Here is a 21,113-nt window from a genome sequence, read left to right on the forward strand (position 1 = left end):
CTTTAGTTTTGCCGCGTAAACGCCTGGCAAATATTCTGCTCGCCTATCTGCTTGGCGCGCTTGAGCGCCACCTCGGCATTACTCAGGTACTGCTCCAGGTTCTGACCCGTCTGGTAGCTGGCGATCCCCATGCAGATCCCCGTACCCAGGCCGATCTCGTTGAGGCCATTTAACGACTTCACCGCGAAATGGTGGGCATCGTCCGAGTTGGTGTCGGGCAGGATGACGATCAGCTTGCCCAGCTGCCAGTGAGACATCTGGTAGTTGACCGGCAGGGTTCTGAGGATATGGATCTCCACCTCGCGCTGACGGTTCTCCAGCTGACCTATGTCGCTCATGTGGCTCAGCATGCTCTCGGCGGTGATGTCGATCAGGAGCAGGCTGGAGTGCTCACGGCTGGTGGCACTGAGGGACTTAAAGTAATCGTCCAGATCCCTGAGGTTGACTAAGATGGCGCTGCGGTGAGGGATGAAGTCGCCGGAGTCCTGCAGCAGGGCTCGCTTCTGCGCCTGTTCCAGGGTACAGACGATATGTTCTATCTCACCGGCGGCGTCGAGGTGGCCCTTGAGGGTCGCCTGCAGGCAGGTGTTCTCCTTGCTGTTGGGGTCGCAGAGGATCTGCCCCTTCCAGCTGCCCTGCAGCAAGATCTGCTGGGTGATCCTCGGCCATTGGGAGCTGAGATCGTTATTGAGCAGCTCGGTGAGGTTCTTGCCCTGAATATCATGGATGGAGACCAGCTGCATGAAGGCCTGGTTGGCCAGCTCCAGCATGCCGTTGGCCTGCACCAGGGCGCAGGGGATGGCGTTGTCGTTCAATAGCTCATTGAGCTTGGCCTGATGCTGAGCCTTTCTTAGCTGAGACACATCCTCGAAGGTGACCAGATAATATTTTTCCTGACGGCTGCGGCGCGGCGAGCTGGTGACAGTGATGGCCAGATGGCTACCGCCGGGCGAGTCGAAGTCGATGACTCCCTGCCACTTGTTGTTGGCCTCCAGCTGGGCGGCGACCTCGGCGTACTGCTCGTTCTCGAACTGCAAGATGCGTTGCAGGTTACGATCTTGCAGCTCGTCCAGGGGCAGGCACAGCAGCTCGGCGGCCTTCTCGTTGGCGGTCATCACCCGGTTCTTGTCGTTGATGATCACGCAGCCGATATCCTGGTGGAACAGGCGGTGAGCCAGCTCTATGCTGTATTCCCGCGAGCGCTGACCGATGCGGTAGGAGTGGCTCAGCAGGATCAGCGCCAGGGCCAGCAGGGTGAGTACCACGGCACCGACGATTAAGATGTTGCGCCACTCGGAGAACAGCTCGGCGATGGCGTCGTTGCGCACATAGGAGACTAGGTAGTATTCCCGGCGCGTCTCATACTGAGTGGTCAGCTCTATCTTGAGGTAGACGAAGGTGGCGTCGTCGCCATGGAACTGGCCGAAGTTGCTCATGGCCATCTTGCGCCACAGCGCCGGATAGGTCTGACGCAGGCTGCCGCCCATGGTATCTGGGATGCGGTTGATGGTCGGTTTGCTCTCGGCGCCGGCATACAGCAGCCCTTGGGTGTCGAGCATCAGCAGCGGCGACTCGGCGCTGGAGTAGGCGGGCTTGATGCTCTTTAGCATACGAGTCATCGACTGATAGGTCAGCAGGTAGCCGCGCACGCTCTGATCGGGATTCTCAAGCCAGGCCAGCTGATAAAGGTAAGGCTCCAGCTTGCCCTTTATGGGGGTAAACTCCAGCGGCGAGGTGTAGACCTCGTTGCCGCCCATGTTGCGCGCTCCGCCCAGTAGCGAGGGTGGCAGCGGGTCACGGCTAAAGTCGTTGGTGGTGGAGAACTTATACTTGCCCTGGGGATCGAACAGGGCGATATCGAGCAGCTCGGGGATGTTGCGTATCATCACCTCCCAGCTTTCTTGTAGCTTGCGCTGACGCACCTCGCTGGGAATGGTCAGGTAGCGCTTGAGCAGCTCATCGTTGGCAAACATCTGGGTACGAAACTGCTGGAAGGAGACCTTGTCGGCGATCAGGGTGCCGACAGATTGCAGCTCGCTGTATCTCTGGGTAGCCCAATCTTCCTGCAGGCGGCGCTCGCCCAGGGTGATGATGACGTTAGTCAGAAGCAAGACGCTGATCAGCAAGATGATGATCTGGGTGACCACCGAGAAGATGCGTTGCGCAGACCAGTGCAGGCCCTGTCCGGCGATCAGTTGTGGTTGTTTCTGCGTCAGCATTGCAAGCGGTGTTTCCCGAGTGATTTTGCGGCTATGTTAGCATGATTTTCGCCGCAGAACACAGTCGGTTACAAACCGGCAACGCTAGCCGACGACCCCAAGTTTTCTGTGTTTAAATTCAGCCTTGGTCTCACCTATCAGCTCACGGCAGCGGTCGATATCGACACCTTGTAAGCCTTCGATGGCAGATACCTGCACCTGGTCGATATAGCGGGGTGCCTGGCGAATAAAGTCCCACAGTGACTCATAAGCACCTTTAAGCTTGGGCTTACAATGTTTGAGGTAGGCGGCCTCGGTATCGGCGTTGAGGGAGATGGAGAGGGCGTCGACCACCAAGGAAAGCTCAGGCAGTATGTTGCGCCGGTGAAACAGGTTGCCCAGACCATCGGTGTTGACCCGCACCCTGCCGCCGCGGCGCTTGATCTCCCTTGCCACCTCGAGCAGGGTGGCCAGGTTGAGTGTCGGCTCGCCATAGCCGCAGAACACATACTCGTCGAACTGACCGACCTCGCCAAGCAAAGGGATGATCTCCTCGCTCTTTGGTTGATGGTCGAGATCCAGCTGATACTCATGCACCTGCTTGCTGCCGTTATGCTTGGGGCAGAACTGGCAGCGCAGGGTACATCGCCCTGTGATGTTAAGGTAGCGGCTGTTGCGAATATCGTAGACTAAGGTGGACTGACTCATGGCTCTCACGGTTAAGCTGTGGTGAACAAGCCTCTGGTAGGGCGGCCTGCAAAGGTGATGGCATGAGTCTAGCGCGTTTGACGCGGCGAAAACGTCAGCTGGATCAAAAAGGGAGGCTTAGCCTCCCTTCGAATTTAGGTTGATTAGGACTGTTCGCCCTCGATGCGATAGCCGCGGGGTTGCCACCACCAACGGAAGAGGCGTCTGATATCGTTGAGAATGATATAGAGCACGGGAACCAGTACCAGGGTTACCACAGTCGAGAAGAGGATACCGAAGGCCAGCGAGGTGGCCATAGGGATCACTATCTGCGCCTGTAGGCTGCGCTCTAAGATGATAGGCACCAGGCCGACGAAGGTGGTCATAGAGGTGAGGATGATCGCGCGAAAACGATAACAACCTGCGTCTATGGCGGCCTCTTTCAGCGGCAAGCCCTGGGCACGGGCGCGGTTGACAAAGTCCACTAGGATCAGCGAGTCGTTTACCACAACCCCGGCCAGCGCCACGATACCACACAGGCTGAGCACGCTCATGGAGAGCCCCAGGATGAAGTGGCCGAACAAGGCCCCTATGATACCGAAGGGGATCACCGACATGATGATCAGCGGTTGGCTGTAGGACTTGAGTGGAATCGCCATCAGCGCATAGATGGTGAACATGGCAAAGAAGAAGCCCTGGATCAGGCCTATCATGGCGCTCTGCTCATCGGCGCTGCCACCATCGAGAGTGGTGGAGATGTGGCGATACTTGCCCTCAAGATAAGGCAGGAAGTCCTTCTGGATCTCACCCACCACCTTAGAGGGCTCCACCACATTCTTGTTGGCGTTGGCGATAACCGTGATGGCGCGGCGGCCGTCGACACGGGTGATCGACGAGTAGGAATCACCTAGCTCTATGTTGGCCACGCTAGAGAAGGGCACAGAGGTGCCTTGGGGCGTGCGGATCATCATGTTTTCCAGATGCCCCAGGGTGCGGCGCTGCTCGAGCGGGTAGCGCACCATCACCTTGACCTCTTCCTTGTTGCGCAAAATACGCTGGGCCTCATAGCCGTAGAAGCCGTAACGCACCTGACTGGCCAAGTCCGACAGGGTCAGCCCCAGGGCTTCGGCCTCGGGTTTGATCGCCAGGCGGATCTCGTGGCTGCCAGAGGAGTAGTTGTCCGAGATGTCATACACCCCCTCGTAGGTGCGTAGCTTCTGCTTCAGCTCGTCGGCGGCTTGGGAGAGCTGCTCGAGATCGCTCGAGGTGAGCCTGAAGGAGATATCGCCGCCGGCGTCGTTGGTGCTGGCGTTGATGTTTAGCTTCTTCACCGAGATCAGCTCAGGCAGCGCCTTACGCCAGGCATCGGCGATAGTGACGCCGTCTACCTCCCTGTCTTCACCCTTGGTCAGTTCGGCGAAGATGAAGGCCGAGGTGCGTGAGCCCATGTTGATGAAGCTGTGTTTCACCACTGGGCTGCCGTACTCGTCTTCCATCTGATCGTTCATTGCATAGAGGGCGTTCTCGATCTCCTTGACCACCTTGAGGGTGTTAGCCTCTGAGCTGCCCACATCCATCTCCAGCCTCACCTGAATGAAGTCAGAGGGGATATCGGGGAAGAAGACCCAGCGCACCTTACCGCTGGCGACCAGTGCCACGGATAGAATAAGCACGCCCACGAAGGTGGCGACCACATTGTATCTGTGCTCGATACAGCGACCGATGAAGCTGCGGTAGCTATGGTGGATAAAGTGCTGCACCTTGTTGTTAAGCGCCAACTTAAAGCGCACGAAACGGTTGGGATTAGGGTTCGGGCGACGCGGCCTAAGGTGAGCCAGGTGCGCCGGCAGAATAAGTTTGGACTCCACCAGTGAGAAGGCGAGACAGAGGATCACCACCAGGCCGATGGACTTCCAGATGATCGCCATGGGGCCTGATACCATCAGCATGGGGATAAAGGCCGCTATTGTGGTCAACACGCCAAAGGTGGCGGGCATGGCGACCTTGTGGGCCCCCTTGATCACATTATCCAGCGAGTGGCCGTGCCGCTCGATCTCCGTATAGGCACTCTCGCCGATCACTATGGCGTCATCCACCACTATCCCCAGCACCAGGATGAAGGCGAACAGGGTCAGCATGTTGATCGACAGCGAGAAGGGCTCCAGCGGCATCAGCAGCATGGCGCCGAGGAAACAGACCGGCAGGCCCACCATTACCCAGAAGGCCAGGCGTAAGTCGAGGAACAGCGCTAGGATGATAAATACCAAGAGGGCGCCGTAGAACATGTTCGACAGCATCATGTTGAGACGCCCCTTGAGGTAGTGGGTCAGGTCGCCCCAGGTGTCTAACTGGGCGCTGGCGGGCAGGGTGGCGCGGCGCTCCTCCACATAGGCTTTCACCTGAGAGGAGATATCCAGCGCGTTCTGATCGTCGACGCTCAGCACTTCGATGATGGCCGCGGGCTTGCCGTTGAAGCGGGTATATTCCAGACGCTCCTCGAAGTCATCGCGAATGTTGGCCACCTCGGGCAGCATGATGCGGCTGCCGTCTTTACGTGTCTTAACCACTATCTTGGCAAAGTCTTCGCCTGTGTAGGCCTGGCCCTTGGTGCGCAGCAGTATGTCGCCATCTTCGGCGCGAATCGAGCCGCCGGGTAGGTCGATGGAGGAGTTACGCACCGCCATCGCCACATCGGCGAAGCTCAGGCCATATTCACGCAGCTTGTCTTCCGACACTTCTATGCCGATCTCATAGTCGCGCACACCTGTAACCTGGGCGCGGGTGACGGCGGGCAGGGCGGTGATATCTTCGCGTATGCTCTTTGCCAGCTCCTTCATCTCGTGCAGGTTCATGTCGCCATACACTGAGACCCAGATGACGTTGTTTTCCGGTTTGATGCGGAAGATGTTGGGCTTCTCGATATTGTCGGGGAAGGTGGCGATGGCGTCGATACGCAGCTTGGCCTCGTCCAGGATATCCTGGGCATCGAAGCCGTCTTCAACTTCTATGGTGACGCTGCCTGAGCCTTCGCTGGCGACCGAGGTCACCTTCTTGATGCCGCTGATATCCTGGATTGCCTCTTCGATCTTGATGTTGATCCCCTCTTCGATCTCTTGAGGGGCGGCGCCGGGGTAGGCGACAGAGATCTGCAGATAGTTGAGTTCGAAGGAGGGGAAGACCTCCTTGTTGATCAATAGGGTACTGAACAGGCCGCCGATAAGTAGCGCAAACATCAAGAGGTTGGCCGCCACGCTGTTGCGGGCGAACCAGGCAATGATGCCTTTATGGGTATTGGTCTCCATTACTGATCACCTGCTGCCACTAGGGTCTGCTGGCTGTCATCCTCTTTGTCCTGGCTCTGAGACTTGTCCTCTTCGCCGATCACCTTCACCAGCTGGCCAGTGGCCATGTTGTTGATGGTGGTCAGTGAGATGCGCTCGCCATCTTCCAGGCTGTCCTTGATATAGACCTTGTCGATATCGCTGCGCACCACGTTAACCTCACGCATCTCAAGCGTGTTGTCGTCGCGTACCACGGCGACCTGATGATCCCTGACGATATAGCGAGGCAGCTTGACGATTCCCTCGACGGTGCGGCCCTTGATGATGGCATTGACGAAGCTGCCATATTTCAGCGGCAACTGGCCTTCAGTCTTGTTCTGTCTGAGATAAGGATCTTTGACCTCGGCCACCAGATAGACCATGCGGTTGTCGGCGTCGATCACCCCTTCGCTGCGCACTATTTGGCCTGTCCAGTTTACCGTGCGGCCCGCCAGTTCGGCGCTCAGGGTCACCTGGGTATCGGGATTGTCGATAGACTCCAGGTAGGCCAGCTCGTGGTTGGCCAGCGGCAGACGGATCTCGGCGATGCGGGTGTCGTACAGCTCGCCCAGGTTAGTGCCCAAGGTGACATACTGGCCGAGATCTACGTTACGGGATTTGATGATGCCGTCGAACGGTGCGCGTATGGTGGTACGCTCCAGGTTGCGCTGGGCGCGGGCCAGGGCGGCCTCGGCAAATTTGACGTTGGCTTGCTCTTTCTTGAGCTGAGGCACACGCAGGCCCAGCTCGGGCGGTACGCCGCCGTCGTAACCTTTCCAGTCGTTCTTGGCTACCTCGCCGCGGGCGATCTCTTCATCCAGCGCCGCCTTGGCCTGGGCTAGGGTGGCCTGAGCCTGCATCAGATCCGCCTCGTAATCCGAGGGTTCGATCTGCGCCAGCATATCGCCGCGCTTGACTATGCCACCGGCGACAAACTTGTCCGAGATGCTCAGCATGCGTCCTTGCACCTCTGTGACCAGCTGGGTCTTGTTCTTGGGGAGCACCACGCCGTAGGAGGGCAGGTTGAGTGAGACGGTTTCACTTCTTACCGGCATCACGTCCACTATGGGAACCGGCATCTCTTCCTCTTTCTGCTCTGGGGCTTCCTGAGTACTCATCAAGAGGGCGGCAAACAGGCCGAAGACGAGCAGGATGAGAAAAGGGGGGAAAACTCTTCGTAGGATAATTTTTATCATTGACTTCATGCTATTCCGTGCTGAGCTAATGCCCTATAAATTACCAGAGTCTACTCGGTGCGCAAAAGTCTTTTTGTAAATAAATTGTGTCAAATTTACTCTGTTAAACCAATTTAACATATTGAAAATCAAGTGAAGCTGGTGACACTTGCTACCAACTTGTTAAATCGCCATAAAAAAAGCGCCCCCTAAGGGACGCTTAATTGCCGAGACGGCGGGCGTTTGGTAAGTCTAACGCTAGCGCTTCTTCTTGGCTTTCTTCGGGCTCTTCTTGTCGCTGCTCTTCACCTTCTTCTTGGTGGGCACCTTAGCTTCCTTGTGTTTAGGACGCAGTGAGTCGATCACCCGGCGTTTCAGCGGCTGCTCGATATAGCGCTCGATCTTGGCCACCACGCGCATGTCGTGAGCCTCCACCAGAGAGATGGCGGTACCCTTGTTACCGGCGCGGCCTGTACGACCTATGCGGTGCACATAGGTGTCTGCCGAGCGCGGCATGTCGAAGTTGATCACATGGGTAATGCCATCGATGTCGATACCGCGGGCCGCCACGTCGGTGGCCAGTAGCACGTTAACCTCGCCCTTGGTGAAGCGGCCCAGCGCCTGAAAGCGCGCCTTCTGCTCCATGTCGCCACGCATGAAGGCGCAGTGAATACCTGCCTGTTGCAGCTGACCTTCCAGGCTGGCTACGACCTCACGGGTCTTGACGAAGACGATGGCGCGGCTGACCTCTTCACGCTTGAGGATGTCGCACAGCAGGGCAAACTTATGCTCCTTATCGTCGGCCAGGTGCATCCATTGATGGATCTTGGCCTTCTCGCTGCGAGGTGGCTTGGTCTCTATGGTGACAGGATTGGTCAGCAGCATCTCGGCGAAGCGGCTCACGCCGCCGCCTTCCAGGGTCGCCGAGAACAGCATGTTGTGCTTACGCTGCTGCGCCTCGATGGCGATAGACTGCACCGCCGACGAGAAGCCCATGTCCAGCATGCGATCGGCCTCGTCGAGTACCAAGATCTCCACCGATTGGGCGTCGAAGAGTTGCTTGTCCAGGTACTCCATCAAACGGCCAGGTGTGGCCACTAGAATGTCGATATTTTCCTTGAGCGCCTGCTCCTGCGGAGCGTAAGGCACACCGCCTGTGATGATGGCGATATCCAGCCCAAGGCCGGTGGCCAGGTGGCTGGCGTATCTGTGTACCTGACTTGCCAGCTCACGGGTTGGAGCGAGGATCAGCACGCGCGCTTGGCCCGAGTAGCGGCGGGGGAAGTCCAGCAGATGTTGCAGCGCCGGTAGCAGGAAGCTGGCTGTCTTGCCGGTACCTGTCGGTGCCCTTGCCAGGATATCTTTATGCTCCAGGGCTAGGGGAATCGTCTGTTGCTGGATGGTGGTCGGGGCAAGATGGCCCATCGCCTTGAGCGACTCGAGCAGGGTGTCGTCAAGGTGGAAATCTTCAAATTGCATGCGCTGCGTCTCTCTAAATAATAGCGGCGCATTATACACCCAAACCTGAGTAAAGTGCGAGGCCGCTCGCCGCGCCTATTTGCTGCGGTTTAGAGCTTGAGGTAGAAGGCCTGAGTCAGGGCAACCATAGCCTCGCTGTAGGCGCCTGAGGCATCGCGTATGCTGATGTGCTCAGGCTCTATCGCTTCGCTAGGCTTGGCGCTCGAGGCAGCGTGGCTCAGGCAGAGCAGGTGCCGTTGAGGCTTTTTGCTGGGCGCTGTGGTGATGTCGACTCTCGAGTGTAGCTGCAGCTCAAAATCGGCCAGCAGGGGCAGAAATCGTCCCAGGCTGGCATTTGGCAAGATCAGGCTGGCCTTGCCCTGGGGCGCCAGCAGCTGCTTGATGGCTGACAATAGCTGGTCAAACGCCAGGCTGTCTGTGTGTCTGGCCTGGGCGCGCTTGCTGCACTGAGACTGAGGCCCGTTGTCGAAATAGGGCGGATTGCAGAGGATATGGTCGAACTTCGTTTGTACGCCGGGATACCACTGCAGCAGATCCGCCTGGGTTAGCGTGATGCGATCGCCCCAGGGACTCTGGTCGATATTATGCTGACAGTCCCTGGCCGCCATGGGGTCTATCTCCAACGCTTGTATCGCCGCCTCGCTGCGCTGGGCCGCCATCAGGCTCAGCAGACCACTGCCCGCGCCGATATCCAGTATGGTTTTGGCCTGAGCAAGTGGGGCCCAGGCACCGAGCAGGACGCCATCTGTGCTGACGGGCATGCCGCAGTGGCTGTCATCGACGTGAAATTGCTTGAAGGTAAAGGGCATGGCCTGACGTTTGGGGATAGAAACTCTTGGGGCGCATTGTACGTGATTGCGCCAAGGGCAGAAAGTCCGCTGTTACAGGGCCGCAAAACAGTGAATCTTGCTAGGGCTAAATGTTGCCTGGTGTGACGAGTGAAAACAGTGTGTGGCGAGTTTGTTAAATTTACGCTCTCATTTGCGTCGATCTGTCGCCCTAATCTTGTGTCTCATTAACCTTTTTGCTAATAGTAGGTCCTCCTATCAGGGCTGAAAGCCTTGATTTGAGCCAGGTAAGCCAGTTTGAATGCATTTTTAGCGTTAGTTAATCCTGCTGTCGTTCAAGAAGTAGCCAAGAATGGGCTAGATTTACCACGGAGACGTGTAATAAGAAGTTTACACGCAATGAAGGTCGCGGTCATTAGCCGATAATTTCCACTAAGCGATTAAGATCATTATACAAAGCAGATTAACGGGGCGTTGTGTGCAGAATAATAAATTGAGTATGACGGATACATTGGGCTTAGGTTTCATGACCTTTGCCTTCTTCTTGGGGGCGGGTAACCTGATCTTCCCGCCACTGGCCGGGTTCCTTGCCGGTGAGAATATGTCTTGGGCCATGATTGGCTTCCTGCTGACGGCGGTGACCCTGCCGTTGATCACCCTGATCGCCGTGGCGAAGGCCAATGGCAAGGTGATGGGCCTGCTGCCGCCGCTGGCCGCGACCATGTTGGCAGTCGCCATCTACATCATCATAGGCCCGGCCTTTGCGGCGCCCCGCGCCGGTCTCGTCGCCTATGAGATGGGTTACAAGCCCTTCATCGAAAATGCCGAGGCGAGTTTTGAACTTGCCGGTGTGGTTTTCACCAGCTCACAACTCCTCTACACCAGCATCTTCTTCGGTATCGCCATGCTGTTGTCGCTGTTTCCCGGCAAGCTGCTGGACAGCGTGGGCAAGGTGCTGACTCCTATCATGATCATCCTATTGATGGGCCTGGCGCTCTCTGTGGTGATCCTGCCGGGCGCCGAGGTGGCGCCAGCCGTAGGCGATTATCAGGCGAACCCATTAACCAAGGGGATCATCGAAGGCTATAACACCATGGATACCTTGGCCTCGCTGATCTTCGGCATGCTGATCATCGATCTGCTGCGTAAGAAGGGCGTGGATTCGCCAAGAGAGCAGACCAAGTACCTGGTGCGTGCGGCCTTTATCGCCGCCGGTGGCCTGGCGTTTGTCTATATCTCGCTATTCTATCTGGGCGCGACCGCCGGTGACCTGGCCGTGGGCGCCGATAACGGCGGGGTGATCCTGACCAACTATGTGAATCATCAGTTTGGTGCCTCGGGTCAGCTATTGCTGGCGGCCGTGGTGACCCTGGCCTGTCTGACCACGGTTGTCGGCCTGGTGTCTGCCTGCGCCGAATACTTCAACGAGTTGATGCCTCGTCTCTCCTATAAGCTGCTGGTGGTGGTGATGAGTGTGACCTGCGCCGTGGTGGCGAACGTAGGCCTGGCGCAGCTGATCAGCATCAGCATCCCTGTGCTGGTTATCATCTATCCGGTAGCCATCGCCCTGGTGGCCGTGACTTACCTGACCGAGCGCTTCGCTCAGCCTGCCTTTGCCCACCGCATGGTGCTGAGCGTGGCCCTGGTATTTGGCATCATCGACGGCCTCAAGGCTTCGGGTGTCGACATGAGCGTGTTCGATGTGATGCCACTGTCGGCTCAAGGTATGGCCTGGTTACTGCCGACGGCAATTACCATTTTTGCCTGCTTAGTGGTCAAACGCCCGAGCGGCGAGGCGGTACTCAATTGATGTCGTTTACGCCCATAGCGTAAGATAACGGTGTTAACTCTGAGAGTTAGCACCGTTTTTTTATCTGATAAGGAAGTGTTGCATGTCGGCTCAAGCTCAAGCCCATCACCTGGATCCTCTCATCGAGCCCTTTCTCGATGAGCTCTGGGCCGCCAAGGGGCTGAGCGATCACACACTGCAGGCCTATCGCAGCGACCTGAGTCACTTCGACCGCTACCTTCAAAAGCAGCGCTCCAGCCTGTTGTCGGCCAGTCAGGCCGAGGTGCGGGACTACTTGGCTCAAAGGGTCGAACAGGGTTTTGCCAAGACCAGCAGCGCCAGGTTGCTCAGTAGCCTGAGGCGTTTCTATAAATACCTGCTGGCGAAGAAGCTGATCGAGGTCGATCCCATGGCGATGATCAAGCCGCCCAAGCTGGCACGAAAGCTCCCCGATGCCCTGAGCGAGGCTGATGTGGATCGCCTGCTCAACGAGCCCAACCGGGAAGATCCCGTCGAGGCCAGGGATCGCGCCATGCTGGAGCTGCTCTATGCCAGCGGCCTGCGGGTGTCTGAACTGGTGGGGCTGACGCTGGATCAGATGAGCCTGAGACAAGGCGTGGTGCGTATCGTCGGTAAGGGCAGCAAGGAGCGTCTAGTGCCCTTTGGCGAGCAGGCGGGCGCCGAGATAGAGGATTATCTCAAGGCGGCCAGATTCGAGCTGTTAAAGGGCAAGGCCAGCGATGTGGTGTTTCCCTCCAAGCGGGGCAACATGATGACCCGCCAGACCTTCTGGCACAGGATTAAGTTATACGCCCAGCGTGCCGGCATCTATGTGCACCTGTCGCCGCATACCCTTAGGCATGCCTTCGCGACTCACCTGCTCAATCATGGCGCGGACTTACGTGTGGTGCAGCTACTGCTTGGTCATAGCGACCTGTCGACGACCCAGATCTACACCCATGTGGCCAAGGCCAGACTGGCGCAGCTGCATCAACAACATCACCCCAGAGGCTGACCTGAATCAGAGAAAAGCCCCATGAATGCGCTAAAGTGTGGCGGCCATTGCGATTATTCGTTTGCTTTAGCGACCGTGAGCATGTAACTTTTCTGCCTCAAGGCCGGTCTATAAAAAATGACATATTGGTCATAGCAAGTTTTAGTAACAATTTAGGTTGGAATACCGGCAGCCTGATTTGCTTTAATGCTATTAGCCCTAACACCCTATAGGAATTCTAATGAAGTTTACCCGAGCGCTCACCTTAGTTGTTGCCATGGTGGCCACGCCCCTGATGGCGGCATCGAATAACGTGGTCGACAATGGCGACCAGTTGAAGCAGAAATTAACAGACACCTTAGGCGTAGAGGTACAAAGCCTGAGTCAGTCTTCTATTCCAGGCTTGTATGAGGCGATCACTAACCGTGGCGTACTCTATATCAGTAAAGATGGCAGCAAGCTGTTTCACGGCAATCTGTATGATCTCGATAATGGCATGAAGAACCTGACCGAGGCCGCCCTGGCTGGCCCGCGTATGGAGGCGATCAAGCCGTTCGAGCCGAACATGCTGGTCTACAAGGCCAAGAACGAGAAGCATGTGGTCACCGTATTTACCGATATCACCTGTGGCTACTGCCGCAAGCTGCACAACCAGATTGATCAGTATAACGATTTAGGCATCACTGTGCGTTACCTGGCCTTCCCGCGTCAGGGCATACCATCGAAGAATGCTACCGATATGGAAGCCGTATGGTGCTCAGCCGATCCGCTTAAGGCACTAACCGATGCCAAGGCGGGCAAGCAGATCAGCGGCGCCAAGTGTGACGCCAAGATCGCCCAGCAATATAACCTGGGTCAAAGCCTGGGCGTAAATGGCACACCTGCCATTATCCTGGAGGACGGCACCATGATCCCGGGCTATCAGCCGCCCGAGCAGCTGATCCAGGTGCTGGATCGCATCCAATAAATCGCTAACGCGTGAAACAAGGTGAGCCACGGCTCACCTTTTTTTTGCCCATCTTTTTTCTGTGTGTTCAGCGCTGGCTTTGTTATGCTAGCGGCAAGATTTTTAAAGGTTGTTTGAGTCGTGATCCATAAGATAGTGCGCCGTCCCAGGGTAGATGACAGCCATCTGCCGAGTCATCTTTCTCCCATCCTAAAACAAGTCTATGCCAGCCGAGGCTGCATGGCGGACGACTGCGAGTTGGCGCTGGCTAACCTGCTGCGCCCCGACACGCTAAAGGATGTGGATAAGGCCGCGGCCATCATCGCCGACGCCATGGCCAAGCAGCAATCGATACTGATCGTCGGTGACTTCGATGCCGATGGCGCTACCTCCACCAGTGTCTGCCTGCTAGCCCTGAGGATGATGGGGGCGACCAATGTGGACTACCTCATTCCTAACCGTTTCGATTACGGCTATGGCCTCAGCCCTGAGATAGTGGAGGTGGCGCAGCAGATGGGAGCCGAGCTGCTGATCACGGTAGATAATGGCATCTCTTCTATCGAGGGCGTTGCGGCGGCCAAGGCGCTGGGGATGCAGGTGGTGATCACCGACCATCACCTGCCGGGCAAAAGCGTGCCCGAGGCCGACGCAATAGTGAACCCTAACCAACTGGGCTGTGGCTTTGCCAGTAAGGCGATCGCCGGGGTCGGGGTGGCCTTCTATCTCATGTCGGCCCTGCGCGCCGAGCTGCGCAGTCGCGCCTGGTATCAGGCGCAGGGCATACAGGAACCCAATCTCGCGAGCCTGCTGGATATCGTTGCCCTGGGCACAGTGGCTGACGTGGTGTCGCTCGACACCAACAATCGCATCTTGGTGGACGCCGGGCTCAAGCGGGTGCGGGCGGGGCGTTGTCGCCCTGGGATCACCGCGCTATTGGAGGTCGCCAAGCGCAACACCTCTCGCATCGTGGCCTCAGATTTTGGTTTCGCGGTCGGCCCCAGGCTGAACGCCGCAGGGCGTCTGGATGAGATGGCACTTGGGGTCGAGACCCTGCTGTGCGACGACATGATGCGGGCGCGGCGCATGGCCAGCGAGTTGGATGGGCTCAATGCCGAGCGGCGCGAGCTGGAAACCGGTATGCAGCAGGAGGCGCTAAAGAGTCTAGAGAGTCTGTCGCTTGATGAGAGTGAACTGCCCTGGGGCATCGCCCTCTACCAGCAAGACTGGCATCAGGGAGTGATAGGCATCCTGGCGTCGCGTATCAAGGACAGATACCACAGGCCGGTGATCGCCTTCGCCGAGGCGGGTGAGGGGGAGATCAAGGGCTCGGCGCGCTCCATCAAGGGGCTGCATATGCGCGACCTGCTCGAGCTGATCAACGCCCGTCATCCCGGAATGATCATCAAGTTCGGTGGTCACGCCATGGCGGCGGGCCTGTCGCTGCACGCCGGAGAGTTCGAGCGTTTCGCCAGGGCCTATGATGAGGCGGTGCGCGAACTGTTAGCGCCAGAACAACTTACAGGCGAGATCGTCAGCGATGGCGAGTTGAACCCGGCCCAGCTCAATATGGCGCTGGCCAGAGAGCTTCGCAGCGCCGGCCCCTGGGGACAGAATTTCCCCGAGCCGATATTCGACGGTGTGTTTCGTATCCTGCAGCAGCGGATTGTGGGTGAGCGCCACCTCAAGTTAGTGCTCGAGAGCGAGTGCGGCCAGACTATGGTGGATGCCATCGCCTTCAATGTGGACCTCGCCACCTGGCCAGATGCCACCATCCAATACGCAGAGGTCGCCTACAAGCTGGATATCAATGAGTTTCGTGGCAACGAGAGTCTGCAGCTGATGGTGGAGCAGATCGAGCCTAAGTAGCCTAGGCTTCAAGGTTTGTGTTTGGCCCTGATTTCGAAGGCCAAAATTGTGTTTACACCATTATTCACCGCTTCTTCGATTTGACTTCATTGCTGGCGCTATTGCCTTGTTTACTCATCACAAACAGGGCGATGCCGCCGAGGACGGCGATGGAGGCGAGTAGGAGTCTCGTGGTCATCGCCTCGCCGAGCCAGATAAAGCCGCCGAAGGCGGCAATGATAGGTACGCTGAGCTGAACCGTCGCGGCGGTGAGGGCCGATAGTGAAGGCAGCACAGAGTACCACAAGGCATAGCCCAGCCCCGAGGCGAGGGCGCCTGATGCCACGGCATAGCCAATACCTGTGATGCTGATATTCTGTGAATGGGTAAGCAATAGCAGAGGCAGCAAGGCCATGGGGACGGCGCGGATAAAATTGCCCGCAGTGGCCAAAGTTGGGCGCTTAGTGCCGCGACCTAGCAGGGAGTAGATGCCCCAGGAAACCCCCGCACCAAACATCAACACGGCACCCACTAGGGGAGGGGCGCTCACGCCTGGGAGCACGAGCCAGACCAAGCCACCGACCGCCAGCATGGCTCCCAATACCTGTTTGCGACTTATCCGTTCGCCCGCCCATAAACCGTAGAGGATCATGGTGATCTGCACCGCACCAAACAGTAATAAGGCGCCAGTCCCTGCGCTCAGGCTGTTGTAGGCAAAAGAGAAGGCAACCGCGTAGCCAAATAGCGCCGCGGCCGACAGCCAGTTGCCGCCAAGGCCGCTTGCGCGAATCTGACGCGATGCGATTAGCCCGAGTACCAGGGCGCCGGAGGCGATACGTATCAGGGTGAAGCTTGCCGCATCGATACTGTCTGTCGCCAATGCCTCACGGCAGAAGAGCGAGTTGGCCGCGAATGCCAGCATGGTGACTGAGGTGAGAATGACCAGGCGTAGCCAGGAGGGTTTGGGCATGCTAAACCTTCTGCGTTGAATCTCTTAGCGATATTAGTTTCAGTGTATCGTGGGATTGGTTGTTTGCCACGGTGGTTAATGGGTTAATGCTTTGGCATTCAGCTGTATATGAGTTTATTGAGTGAATTGAAGGTTGAACCTTCATGGTTATCTATCACCTGCGGTGGGCTTATGTGCAAACACGTTTTTGGCACGCCACGAGCACTTCCATGTGGGCTCTGCGAAATCATCCCTGATTTCGAAGGCCAAAAACGTGTTTACACTCGGTATCTAACGTCTCTTCGATTTGACCGCATTTGTCGTCGATAGAGGGGAAAACTTAGTACATCTTTGCCACTTTGTTTTCTATAGGTGGCAAACCGATTTAATAAAAAAATTATTAAATTCATGGGCTTAAATTTAATCGCGCTAGGTGGGAGGTTTGAAAAAGCACATGCGTGTATTTCAGAATGGTGTATTTAATGAAAAGCTGATAGGTTTTAATTAATGCAGTAAGTTAAGTGTGCGGATGTGGGTGCGCTTAATGGGGTAAATGTGCATGCTCTCTAATGAAATGTTAAGTGAAATATATGGAACTATACATAATCGGCGCACTTGCATTGGCATTGATCTACCTAGACTTGATGGCTATTTATTATGCTATAAAGTCAGATGTCTTTGAGCCTTTTCAAATAATATTCCAAACACTATTTGTTATTTTTATTCCCTTCGTTGGGGCTTTGATCGTTTTAAATGTTGCACTATCACAAATCAGATCAACTGCTTCAAATGTTGAGGTGCAGCAAACTAAACCTAGGTTTTTTGAACTATTATTTTTGTCATCTGTGATTGCCTCTCATAGCAATAGTTCTGGTTTATCTGACGACGGTAGCAGCGGCAGTGATTTCGGTGGCTTCGATGGCGGAGGAGATGGTGGGGGCGGTGATGCTTAATAAACTCACATATAATTAATCACTTAACTGGCGCTCAAACGGATTCGGCAAACTGTAACGCTTTTTGTATCAATAAGCCCGCCTGTTCATGTTTCCTTTTAGTTTTATGTTAAATCCAGAGAATCATTAATCCGAATTGACGGGACAGAGCCCAAGTCGCTAACTCATTTTGGTCCAGAAGTTTTCCATTAAGGTCAAATCGAAGAGATGGAATAACTTGGTGTTTGCACAGTAGGTCGTTCATTCACATCCATGTGATCACGACATTGGTGCCTCCATGCACTGCACCTGCCGCAGGCAATTGATACACCATGCTGTCTTGGTTAAAGGATGCCTTTCAAATACGAAATCGGGTAGATGTTCTAAAAGGAAACTTTAAGAAAGCGTTATTAGGCTGGCCGTTAACCAGCCTAGGTTAGAGTAACCAGCCTGGGTCTGAGGGGCTAGCCTAGTACCTCGGTCAACACCCGCTGCCAATTCCCACCCATGATCTTGGCGCGATCGCTGCTGCTAAATCCGGCTTGGAATAGGGCGGTGTCGATACGTTCCATGCGCTCGATATGGTTAAGTGCGGGGATCACCACGTGCTGAGGTTCGTGGTCGAAGCCGAGTACACCCCGTGCCCGCAGGCTGTGCCACCACTCGACATATTGTTTCACCCCTTCGCCGTTGTCGTTGCCCAGCTTGAGCAGGTTTTCATGGCCTCGCAGCGGATAGTCGTTGGCAATCGCCACGGCATCTATGCCGCCTACCTTGACTACATGCTTGAGCTGCGCCAGGTAGTGTTCAGTGGTGGGGGTGTGATCGGTAGTGAGCCAGAAGGTCATCATGAAGACGCCGAATAGGCCGCCGGTGTCGGCGATAGCCTTAATCACCGCATCGGGTGAGCAGCGAGCGTGATTGACGATGGCGCGCACGGCGCCGTGGCTCTGTACTATCGGGGCGCGGCTGGCCTTGGCCGTGTCGAGCGCCGATCGAGGGCTGGAGTGGCTGACATCGATCAGCATCTTCTTGCTGTTGAGCTTATCGATCAGCTGATGGCCAGCCTGTGTCAGCGGCAGATCGAGCCCCTGCTTGCCATCGTTGTCCAGGGCGCCGCCGCTGAATAGGTTACCGTAGTGGTGGGTGAGCTGCAGTATCCGTAGGCCGCGCTCGTAAAACTCATCCACCTGGTTGAGATCTTGCCCTATACTCTGCTCGACGCAGTCAGCCCCCTGGATCTGGAAGAAGACGGCGGTGCGGCCGCTTTCGTGGGCGGTCTGAATATCTTTGGCGCTGCGCCCCAGTATCAGCTTGTCTGGGTTGGCATTGACCCGCTCTAAGGCCTCGCCGATGCTCTTGACGCAGGCATTGTAGGTGCGCTTGTAGTTGGTGGTGCCGTCGGCCTGTTCTATGGCCTCGATGGCGGAGATATCACACAGGTAGGCATCGAGCTTTGAGGCGTGAAGATCGGCTAAATCCTCGGGCAGAAAAGAGAGGCCATCGATATAGAGGGGCTTCCCTGCGGTTTTTGCCCAGCCATTTAGGGGCGATAACTGAGTTAACAAGCCCGCTGCGGCCAAGGCTTTGAGTAGCTGACGTCGCTGAATTTCTACAGGCATGGTGCGCTCCCTTATGATGATCCCGGCAAAATAATATGAATTAAGTTGCTGATACTAACATCAAAAGAGTGAACCGTGGAGCGCTGGGTAACACTCATGGCCATCGTTGTGACCATGAGTGCCTGCCTTGGATTAGGCTAAGTGGGCGGCAATGGCCTTACCGACTGCGCCTGCACTGGCGGGGTTTTGTCCCGTGATAAGCCTGTCATCCTCGATGACAAAAGCGTTCCAGGGTTGCACCTTGTTATAGCGCTTGGCACTGCGGGTGAGGGCTTCTTCGAGCAGGAAGGGGATTTTATCGATAGTACCGTAGTCGACCTCTTCTTCGCGGGTAAAGCCGGTGACAGACTTATCGGCAATGAGTTTTTGCCCTGTGCTCAAGGTGATGGGGAGCAGGCCAGCAGGCCCATGACAGACCGCGCCTATGACGCCGCCATTTTCGTAGTGCGCCGCACTGAGACGAGCAACCTCTTGGTTATGGGCTAAATCCGACAATAGCCCAAACCCGCCGGGGTAATAGATGGCGCTGTATTTTTGGATGTCGATCTGTGAGGCTGGAATGGTGTTGTTGACCCGGCTGATGAAAGCGGCGTCTTGCAGCATAGAGGCGTTAATCTCATCGCCTTCGATATCTGTGCCATACAGTGGTGCCTTGCCGCCGTTAATTGAAACCAGGTCATAATCCAAACCTGCGGCTAACAGCTCATGTAGGGCGTGGGTGAGTTCAGGGGCGAAGGTGCCGTTGGCCTCATCGGTATCGCCTAGGGTCGCATGGTTTGTCAAATAGATAAGTACTTTTTTCATGATGCAATGTCTCTGTTACTGAAAGTGGACTCATTGTAATTCTTCCCTTGCGTGGCGATAATCCTGCTTAGTGGCAAATTAATATTGTTATATAGCAATAATGGTGATTCATGGACAGCTTTGAGGGTATTGTCGAATTTATAGCGGTTGCCGAGTCTAACGGTTTCTCTGCGGCGGCTCGTCAACTGGGACTTTCTACCAGTCATGTCAGTCGTCAGGTGGCAAGACTCGAGGCGCGTTTGGGCTGCGCCCTGTTTGCGCGTACTACACGCAGTGTCAGTCTGACTCAGGCCGGGCAGGGCTATTATCGTCAGTGTCAGAATCTGTTGGTGGGACTTAGGCAAGCAAATGAGGAGGTGACCCAGCAGCAGTTGCAGCTAAGCGGCACGCTGAGAGTCAGTGCCGCAGGTGCCTTTGCTGAGCAGTATATTGCGCCGGTATTGATTGACTTTGCAAGGCAGCATCCAGCGTTGACGATAGAGATGGACTTCAATAGTCGTATGGTCAATTTTGTCGAAGACGGTATCGATTTCGCCATTCGTTTTGGGGCGCTTAAAGATTCGGGGCTGGTGGCGCGTAAGCTGGCGAATCGAGACATGATGGCCGTGGCCAGTCCTCAGTATCTGGCTGAGTTTGGTATTCCCAAGACGCCGCAAGATCTCAGACTGCATAGCTGCATCATCTCGAACAATGATCACTGGCTGTTCCAGCAAGGGGATGGCGAGCTGAGCATTAAGGTCGAGGGACGTTGGCGCAGTAATAATGTGCCAGCCGTGATTGCGGCGGCAGAGCAACACCTGGGTATTGCCTACCTGCCCAAGAGTAGCTTTATTGCGCCGCTAGCCAAGGGCAGTCTGGTACCTGTATTGTCCTCATACTGGAATCGGGGGATCACCAGCTGGATTGTCTATCAAAATCGTCGTTTCTTGCCTATGCGGGCGCGAATGGCTATAGACCATCTGTTAGCACACTTTGCCGATTGGCAGGAGTGATTCACCGCACCGCCATCGCATTCCAAAACAGGGCGAAGCTGGCGCTGCGTTCATGTTCTTGCTGCCAGCGCTCGGGATGGTCGGCGAAATAGCGGGTGGCGGCCAGGTACTGGCCGTGACAGTTGTCCTGCATCAGATCCTGGGGGAAGTCGGCAAGCAAGCCTTGTGCCTGACCCTGGCGGATAAGCGCGCCGATGAAGCCTAAGATGCTGTGCATCGCCTGATCGCGTACCGACTGTTCGACCGTCGGCGACATAGAATAGAGCTGAAAAAAGGCCTGTTTCAGCGGGTTGTCTATGGCCCAACTGAGCGCGGCAAACCAGAGTTGTTCGGCATCTTTCTTGAGATCGCCACGCTTATTTACCGCAGATTGTATCGCGTCGGCAAACTCCTGCTTGACGCTGAGAAACAGCTGCTCAAGCAGCTGCTCCTTCGAGGGGAAGTGGTGAAACAGGGTGCCAGTAGCCACCCCCGCCTCCCGTGCTATGGTGGCGGTGCTGGTGCCATGAAAGCCCTGACTAACGAACAGCTGCAGGGCGGTATCCAGAATAGCCTGTTTCTTGGTGCGTTTGCTACCGGCTGTCATCCGCGGC

Annotated in this window: 16 protein-coding genes; 6 read left to right on the forward strand and 10 right to left on the reverse strand. The window is 56.1% G+C overall.

All coding sequences use genetic code 11. The annotated features are described in order from the left end of the window. Positions 1-2 precede the first annotated feature (2 nt). The 6 genes from L2731_RS03405 to L2731_RS03430 all read right to left on the reverse strand — a co-directional run bounded on the left by L2731_RS03405 (position 3) and on the right by L2731_RS03430 (position 9,668). Positions 3-2,219: a PAS domain-containing protein gene (locus L2731_RS03405; protein WP_249251841.1), complete on the reverse strand. Its 2,217-nt coding sequence runs from the start codon at positions 2,217-2,219 to the stop codon at positions 3-5. Between the two features lie 84 nt (positions 2,220-2,303). Next, a complete protein-coding gene (locus L2731_RS03410) occupies positions 2,304-2,906 on the reverse strand; it encodes a TatD family nuclease-associated radical SAM protein (RefSeq protein WP_249251842.1) in 603 nt (200 codons plus the stop codon). A gap of 143 nt (positions 2,907-3,049) precedes the next feature. Continuing rightward, on the reverse strand, positions 3,050-6,187 hold the full coding sequence (locus tag L2731_RS03415; RefSeq protein ID WP_249251843.1) for an efflux RND transporter permease subunit: 3,138 nt from the start codon (positions 6,185-6,187) through the stop codon (positions 3,050-3,052). Continuing rightward, entirely contained in the window at positions 6,187-7,401 is a 1,215-nt protein-coding gene (locus tag L2731_RS03420; protein WP_249251987.1) for an efflux RND transporter periplasmic adaptor subunit, read from the reverse strand. The genes L2731_RS03415 and L2731_RS03420 overlap by 1 nt, the downstream gene beginning before the upstream one ends. Before the next feature lie 237 nt (positions 7,402-7,638). Further along, entirely contained in the window at positions 7,639-8,859 is a 1,221-nt protein-coding gene (gene srmB / locus L2731_RS03425; protein ID WP_249251844.1) for an ATP-dependent RNA helicase SrmB, read from the reverse strand. Positions 8,860-8,948: 89 nt separating this feature from the next. Then, entirely contained in the window at positions 8,949-9,668 is a 720-nt protein-coding gene (locus L2731_RS03430) for a tRNA1(Val) (adenine(37)-N6)-methyltransferase (RefSeq protein ID WP_249251846.1), read from the reverse strand. Between the two features lie 457 nt (positions 9,669-10,125). Here L2731_RS03430 and brnQ point away from each other — a divergent pair, with 457 nt between their 5' ends. The 4 genes from brnQ (at position 10,126) to recJ (ending at position 15,242) form a co-directional block, all read left to right on the forward strand. Then, positions 10,126-11,457, forward strand: a complete 1,332-nt coding sequence (gene brnQ / locus L2731_RS03435) for a branched-chain amino acid transport system II carrier protein (protein WP_249251847.1) — start codon at positions 10,126-10,128, stop codon at positions 11,455-11,457. Positions 11,458-11,539: 82 nt separating this feature from the next. Then, the gene (gene xerD / locus L2731_RS03440) at positions 11,540-12,451 is read left to right on the forward strand and encodes a site-specific tyrosine recombinase XerD (RefSeq protein WP_239852311.1); all 912 of its coding nucleotides are present in this window, start codon (positions 11,540-11,542) and stop codon (positions 12,449-12,451) included. 220 nt (positions 12,452-12,671) lie between these two features. Further along, positions 12,672-13,397: a bifunctional protein-disulfide isomerase/oxidoreductase DsbC gene (dsbC, locus tag L2731_RS03445; RefSeq protein ID WP_239852309.1), complete on the forward strand. Its 726-nt coding sequence runs from the start codon at positions 12,672-12,674 to the stop codon at positions 13,395-13,397. A gap of 120 nt (positions 13,398-13,517) precedes the next feature. Next, positions 13,518-15,242, forward strand: a complete 1,725-nt coding sequence (gene recJ / locus L2731_RS03450; protein WP_249251848.1) for a single-stranded-DNA-specific exonuclease RecJ — start codon at positions 13,518-13,520, stop codon at positions 15,240-15,242. A gap of 64 nt (positions 15,243-15,306) precedes the next feature. Here recJ and L2731_RS03455 read toward each other — a convergent pair whose 3' ends face one another. Further along, entirely contained in the window at positions 15,307-16,191 is an 885-nt protein-coding gene (locus L2731_RS03455) for a DMT family transporter (protein WP_249251849.1), read from the reverse strand. A 569-nt stretch (positions 16,192-16,760) separates the two neighbouring features. Between L2731_RS03455 and L2731_RS03460 the strand changes: the two genes are divergently transcribed. Further along, a complete protein-coding gene (locus L2731_RS03460; protein WP_220072225.1) occupies positions 16,761-17,123 on the forward strand; it encodes a hypothetical protein in 363 nt (120 codons plus the stop codon). Between the two features lie 443 nt (positions 17,124-17,566). Here the strand turns inward: L2731_RS03460 and L2731_RS03465 are convergent, their stop codons facing one another. Beyond that, positions 17,567-18,724 (reverse strand): membrane dipeptidase, encoded by a 1,158-nt coding sequence (locus L2731_RS03465; protein ID WP_249251850.1) that lies wholly within the window; start codon positions 18,722-18,724, stop codon positions 17,567-17,569. 132 nt (positions 18,725-18,856) lie between these two features. Further along, positions 18,857-19,528, reverse strand: a complete 672-nt coding sequence (locus tag L2731_RS03470; protein WP_249251851.1) for a type 1 glutamine amidotransferase domain-containing protein — start codon at positions 19,526-19,528, stop codon at positions 18,857-18,859. A 110-nt stretch (positions 19,529-19,638) separates the two neighbouring features. Between L2731_RS03470 and L2731_RS03475 the strand changes: the two genes are divergently transcribed. After that, positions 19,639-20,520: a LysR family transcriptional regulator gene (locus L2731_RS03475; protein ID WP_249251852.1), complete on the forward strand. Its 882-nt coding sequence runs from the start codon at positions 19,639-19,641 to the stop codon at positions 20,518-20,520. A 1-nt stretch (position 20,521) separates the two neighbouring features. On the opposite strand, the gene L2731_RS03480 is transcribed toward L2731_RS03475, so the two are convergent. Next, on the reverse strand, positions 20,522-21,106 hold the full coding sequence (locus L2731_RS03480) for a TetR/AcrR family transcriptional regulator (RefSeq protein ID WP_249251853.1): 585 nt from the start codon (positions 21,104-21,106) through the stop codon (positions 20,522-20,524). Positions 21,107-21,113: the final 7 nt, after the last annotated feature.

Source organism: Shewanella aquimarina, from assembly GCF_023349185.1.
GTDB lineage: Bacteria > Pseudomonadota > Gammaproteobacteria > Enterobacterales > Shewanellaceae > Shewanella > Shewanella aquimarina.

Bases quoted from the DNA above. Each gene is read 5' to 3' on its own strand.
- L2731_RS03405 (WP_249251841.1), bottom strand. From the start codon at position 2,219: ATGCTGACGCAGAAACAACCACAACTGATCGCCGGACAGGGCCTGCAC.
- L2731_RS03410 (WP_249251842.1), bottom strand. From the start codon at position 2,906: ATGAGTCAGTCCACCTTAGTCTACGATATTCGCAACAGCCGCTACCTT.
- L2731_RS03415 (WP_249251843.1), bottom strand. From the start codon at position 6,187: ATGGAGACCAATACCCATAAAGGCATCATTGCCTGGTTCGCCCGCAAC.
- L2731_RS03420 (WP_249251987.1), bottom strand. From the start codon at position 7,401: ATGATAAAAATTATCCTACGAAGAGTTTTCCCCCCTTTTCTCATCCTG.
- srmB (WP_249251844.1), bottom strand. From the start codon at position 8,859: ATGCAATTTGAAGATTTCCACCTTGACGACACCCTGCTCGAGTCGCTC.
- L2731_RS03430 (WP_249251846.1), bottom strand. From the start codon at position 9,668: ATGCCCTTTACCTTCAAGCAATTTCACGTCGATGACAGCCACTGCGGC.
- xerD (WP_239852311.1), top strand. From the start codon at position 11,540: ATGTCGGCTCAAGCTCAAGCCCATCACCTGGATCCTCTCATCGAGCCC.
- dsbC (WP_239852309.1), top strand. From the start codon at position 12,672: ATGAAGTTTACCCGAGCGCTCACCTTAGTTGTTGCCATGGTGGCCACG.
- L2731_RS03455 (WP_249251849.1), bottom strand. From the start codon at position 16,191: ATGCCCAAACCCTCCTGGCTACGCCTGGTCATTCTCACCTCAGTCACC.
- L2731_RS03460 (WP_220072225.1), top strand. From the start codon at position 16,761: ATGGAACTATACATAATCGGCGCACTTGCATTGGCATTGATCTACCTA.
- L2731_RS03465 (WP_249251850.1), bottom strand. From the start codon at position 18,724: ATGCCTGTAGAAATTCAGCGACGTCAGCTACTCAAAGCCTTGGCCGCA.
- L2731_RS03470 (WP_249251851.1), bottom strand. From the start codon at position 19,528: ATGAAAAAAGTACTTATCTATTTGACAAACCATGCGACCCTAGGCGAT.
- L2731_RS03475 (WP_249251852.1), top strand. From the start codon at position 19,639: ATGGACAGCTTTGAGGGTATTGTCGAATTTATAGCGGTTGCCGAGTCT.
- L2731_RS03480 (WP_249251853.1), bottom strand. From the start codon at position 21,106: ATGACAGCCGGTAGCAAACGCACCAAGAAACAGGCTATTCTGGATACC.